Annotated in this window: 5 protein-coding genes; 4 read left to right on the forward strand and 1 reads right to left on the reverse strand. The window is 73.0% G+C overall.

Annotated elements, in window-relative coordinates:
- Nucleotides 1–168: 168 nt before the first annotated feature.
- A complete protein-coding gene (locus tag AC1DUQ_RS17785) occupies nt 169–411 on the reverse strand; it encodes a hypothetical protein (protein WP_477061100.1) in 243 nt (80 codons plus the stop codon).
- A 274-nt stretch (nt 412–685) separates the two neighbouring features.
- On the opposite strand from AC1DUQ_RS17785, the gene AC1DUQ_RS17790 reads away from it, so the two are divergent.
- From AC1DUQ_RS17790 to AC1DUQ_RS17805, 4 genes are read left to right on the forward strand one after another with little or no spacing between them, the layout of a single operon-like run.
- Nucleotides 686–1810, forward strand: a complete 1125-nt coding sequence (locus AC1DUQ_RS17790; protein ID WP_477061101.1) for a polyprenyl synthetase family protein — start codon at nt 686–688, stop codon at nt 1808–1810.
- Nucleotides 1811–1825: 15 nt separating this feature from the next.
- Nucleotides 1826–2725, forward strand: coding sequence for a phytoene/squalene synthase family protein (locus tag AC1DUQ_RS17795; RefSeq protein ID WP_477061102.1), 900 nt, complete (start codon nt 1826–1828; stop codon nt 2723–2725).
- A complete protein-coding gene (crtI, locus tag AC1DUQ_RS17800) occupies nt 2722–4368 on the forward strand; it encodes a phytoene desaturase family protein (protein ID WP_477061103.1) in 1647 nt (548 codons plus the stop codon). Before AC1DUQ_RS17795 ends, crtI begins: the two co-directional genes overlap by 4 nt.
- Entirely contained in the window at nt 4365–4718 is a 354-nt protein-coding gene (locus AC1DUQ_RS17805) for a lycopene cyclase domain-containing protein (protein WP_477061104.1), read from the forward strand. Before crtI ends, AC1DUQ_RS17805 begins: the two co-directional genes overlap by 4 nt.
- Nucleotides 4719–4725: the final 7 nt, after the last annotated feature.

Genomic DNA, 4725 nt, shown 5'->3' on the forward strand with positions numbered 1-4725 from the left:
CGCACCACGTGCGACCCGATGTACCCGGCACCCCCGGTGACCAGCCATGTCATGGTGCCAAGCCTACCGACGCAAGCGGTGCGGCCGTGTGCGCCCTCGTCGTGGGCTCAGCACCCCGCGGTGGAGTCTCTCGACCTGCAGGTCCCGGTCCGCTCTGCGACGGTCAGCTCACATCTCCACCGAGAAGTACCAGTAGCCGTTGCGGGTGTAGCACGCCTTGGTCATGAGGCCATCGGCGATGTAGGCCTTTCGGACCGCTTCGCACCTCGCGTGGTTTGCCTCGTTGACGACACCGAACGGGCCGACATAGGTCCAGAGTGTCGCGGCGCCGGCGGTCGAGCTGGCGACGAGTGCGCCGAGTGCGAGGGCGGCTGTGGCAGTGCCTGCGGCGATCGTTCGTCCGATTGTCATAGCGTCTCCTGACTGGAGTGATGTCGGCGATTCGCACCGTAGCAGGGGATCGTCCGCTGCGGACGTGAATTCGTCGGCGTACTCGCGTCGGCAAGGACCAGTTCACGCCGTGCCACGCACACACATCCGTCGTGGGTGCATCCGTCGGGGGCCTCCGGACAGAAGGGGACCCGACAGCCGTCTGCAGTGGCGTCCGAGGGGATGCTCAGTACGCTGAGCGTCTACCCCGCTGGCGCGCTGCAGGACGGTCCAGGGCACTGACGGGAGGGGCCGGATGCACAGGGAGACGGGAGCGCCGGGGGTGGTCGTCCGACCGGATGCGGTGCACACGGCGGACGCCGCCGACCTGGCTGTCGCGGTCGAACGCGCGATGGCGGTGACCGCCGGCGTCCTGGAGGACTTCCTTGCGGGTCGGGTAGGGCATGCAGCCGGGCGCTCCGACGTCGCGGCGCGTCTGTGGGCCGACCTGGCGGACGTCGTCGGCGGCAAGCTCATGCGGCCGCGGCTGGCGGTCACGGCCTACCTCGGGCTCGGTGGCCAGGACGCGGGTGCCATCGCTCCCGTCGCCGCAGCCGTCGAGGTGCTGCACACGGCGATGCTCGTGCACGACGACCTGCTGGACCACGACGAGGTGCGCCGCGGGCGGCCCAACGTCGCAGGCGCGACCCGGGCGCGCCTGGCAGCCCGGGGACTGGCCGGGCGCGTGGTGGACGACCAGGTGCTGGCCGCGGGCCTGCTGGCGGGCGACCTGGCGATCGCTTCGGCGTTCTCGCTGGTGGTGAGCGCCCCGGCGGACCGGTCGGAGCTGCTCCGGGTGGTCGGCCTGCTGGCCGAGGGCATCGAGACCACGGTGATCGGGGAGCTGCTCGACGTGACCGCGTCCCTCTCGTCGCCGCGGGACGTCGATGCGCTCGCGGTGGCGGAGCTGAAGACCGCCGCCTACTCGGGCAGCCTGCCGTTGGTCGTCGGCGCGATCCTGGCCGGAGCGGACGACGAGCGGATCGCGCAGCTCGACGGGGTCGGCTCGGCCCTCGGGGTCGCGTTCCAGCTGACCGACGACGAGCTCGGCGTGTTCGGGGACCCCGCGGTGACGGGCAAGTCGGTGGTGTCCGACCTGCGCGAGGGCAAGCGCACCGAGCTGCTCCGGCGGGCGTACGCGATGACGGACGCCACCGGGTGCGCGGTGCTCGACACGCACGTGGGCCGGCCCGACCTGGACGAGTCGGGTGCCGCGGCCGTGCGGGACGTCATGGTGTCGAGCGGTGCGCTGGAAGCGGTGCGGGAGCTGACCCGGCGCACGGGCCTGCACGCGCGATCCCTGGCGGCGGGCAGCCTGCCGCAGCCCCTGGGGGGCTACCTTGTGGGCGTCGTCGACGATCTGGTCGGGCGGGGTCACTGAGTGCTGGGGGAGCGGATGTCGGACGTGCGATCGGCCCGTGACCGGGCGCTCCGGCTGTACGACGCCACAGCCGCGCGCACGAGCGCCGGTGTGCTGGCCGCGTACTCCACGTCGTTTGGGCTGGGCACCCGGCTGCTAGGGCGGCGAGCGCAGCAGGACATCCGCGCGGTGTACGCGCTGGTCCGGCTGGCCGACGAGGTGGTGGACACCTACCGGGGCGACGACGCAGGTGCGGAGCTGGACGAGCTGGAGGAGCAGACCGCACGTGCCCTGCGCACGGGATACTCCACCAACCTGGTCGTGCACGCGTTCGCGCGGACGGCCCGGCGCGTGGGGATCACCGCCGCGGAGACGCAGCCGTTCTTCGCCTCGATGCGGGCGGACCTCACGGTGCACGAGCACGACCGCACCAGCTTCGAGGAGTACGTGTACGGGTCGGCCGAGGTGGTGGGCCTGATGTGCGTGCGCGCGTTCCTCAACGAGGACCGGCGCCCGGACGAGCCGGTGCGTGAGCCCGACGAGCCGCAGGTGGCCGGAGCGCGCGCGCTGGGCGCGGCGTTCCAGAAGATCAACTTCCTGCGCGACCTCGGCGACGACACCGAGGAGCTGGGGCGCTCCTACTTCCCGGGGACCACCCCGGGGCAGCTCGACCAGGCGCAGCTGGACGCGATCCTCGCGGAGATCTCCGCGGACGTGGCCGTCGCCCGGGCTGCGGTGCCGACCCTGCCGCGACGGGCGCGCTACGCGGTGGGCGCGACGCTGGCTCTGTACCAGCGCCTGCTCGACGAGATCGCGACGCGGCCTCCCGAGTCGTTGCTCACCGAGCGGGTGCGTCTGCCCACGCCGGTCAAGCTGCTGGTCGTCGGCGAGTCCGTGCTGGCGGAGGCGCGCTCGGGTCGCGAGGTCGGCGCATGAGCGGACCTCGTCCGGGGCGGGTCGTCGTCATCGGCGGCGGCATCGCGGGCCTCACCACAGCCGCGCTGCTCGCCCGCGGTGGCGCGCTGGTGACGCTGCTGGAACGGCACGACCAGCTGGGTGGCCGCACCGGGACCGTGTCGATCGACGGGTTCCGGTTCGACACCGGACCGTCCTGGTACTTCATGCCCGAGGTGTTCGAGCACGCGTTCGCGCTCCTGGGCCAGCGGATCGAGGACCACGTCGACCTCGAGCGGCTGGACCCGGCGTACCGCCTGTTCCCGGAGCCGCTCGACGGAGGACCCGCGGAGCCGTTCGACGTGGTCGGCGACCCGGAGGCCAACTGGGCGACGTTCGAGGCGCGGGAGCCGGGTGCCGGCGAGGCGATCCGGCGGTACACCGAGGCCTCGACGCAGGCGTACCGGACCGCCCTCGACGCGTTCCTGTACACCACCTTCGCGCGACCGGACCGGCTCCTCACCGCGGAGATCGTGCGGCAGTCCGGCACGCTGGCCGGCCTGCTGACGGGCACGCTCGCGGACAAGGTCGCCTCGACGGTGACCGATCCGGTGCTCCGGCAGGTGCTCGGGTACCACGCGGTGTTCCTCGGGTCGTCGCCGTACCGCGTCCCCGCGCTCTACTCGCTGATGAGCCACCTCGACCTGGTCGACGGCGTACGTTTCCCGCGTGGGGGGATGTACACGGTGATCGAGGCGCTCGAGCGGATCGCCCGCAAGGAGGGTGTCGAGATCCGCACCGAGGCCGACGTGGCCTCGATCGAGATCGAGGACGCCCGCCCCTCGCTGGCGCACCCGCGCAGGTCCGGGTCGGCCCGCGGGGTGCGGCTCGCGGACGGTTCGGTGATCCCGGCCGACGTCGTGGTGTCCGCCGCGGACCGGCACCACACCGAGACCGCCCTGCTGGGCGAGCACCGCGACCTGCCCGCGCCCTGGTGGGAGGACCGCGGGCCGGGTATCTCGGCGCTGCTGATCATGGCCGGCGTGCGCGGCGAGCTGCCGGAGCTGGCCCACCACTCGCTGTTCTTCACGCGCGACTGGCCGGGCAACTTCGAGGACATCCTCGGCACCGGCCGCGCCACCCCGGCGGACGGCCTGCGGGTGCCCGAGGCGGCGTCGATGTACGTCTCGCGGACCACCGCGAGCGACCCGACCGCAGCGCCTCCGGGCCACGAGAACCTGTTCGTGCTGGTCCCGTTCCCTGCCGACCCGTCGCTCGGCGGGGACACCCTCGAGCAGCACGCGGACCGGTTCCTCGACCAGGTCGGCTCCTGGGCGGGCGTTCCCGGCCTGCGCGACCGGGTGGTCACACGCCGCGTCGTCGGCCCCGCCGACTTCGCCCGCGACTTCTCCGCCTGGCGCGGGAGTGCCCTGGGCATGGAGCACACCCTGCGGCAGAGCGCGATGTTCCGGCCGGGCGACGTGTCCTCGCGCGTCCCCAACGTGCTGCACGTGGGAGGTGGCACGATCCCGGGTGTGGGACTGCCGATGTGCCTGATCAGCGCCGAGCTGGTGGTCAAGCGGATGCTGGGCGAGACCTCGTCGCACCCGCTGCCCGCCCCGCTGCGTCCGGGCTACCTGGCCGCGGCGCGGCCCCGTGGGGTCTGGAGCGAGTCGGTCGGATGAGGTTCGCGTACCTCGGCGCCCTGCTGCTCTCCCTCGGCGGGCTCGCCCTGCTGGACCGTCGGTTCCGGCTCGCGTTCTGGGCGGACGCCCGCCGCGCGGCGCTGACCGTCGGGATCGGGGTCGTCGGCTTCCTGCTGTGGGACGGCCTCGGGCTGGTGCTCGGCATCTTCGCGCGCGGCGACTCGCCGCACATGACCGGCCTGCTGCTGGCCCCCGAGCTGCCGGTGGAGGAGGCGTTCTTCCTCGCGCTGCTCTGCTACACGGCCCTTCTCGCCTGGCGCTGGTTCGACCAGAGCGCCGTTCAGCGCGAGGCCGGGCGCCGGGTGCTCGACGAGGGTGAGGCGCCATGACGAACAT

It is taken from the genome of Cellulomonas sp. P4_B5_2 (assembly GCF_056402235.1).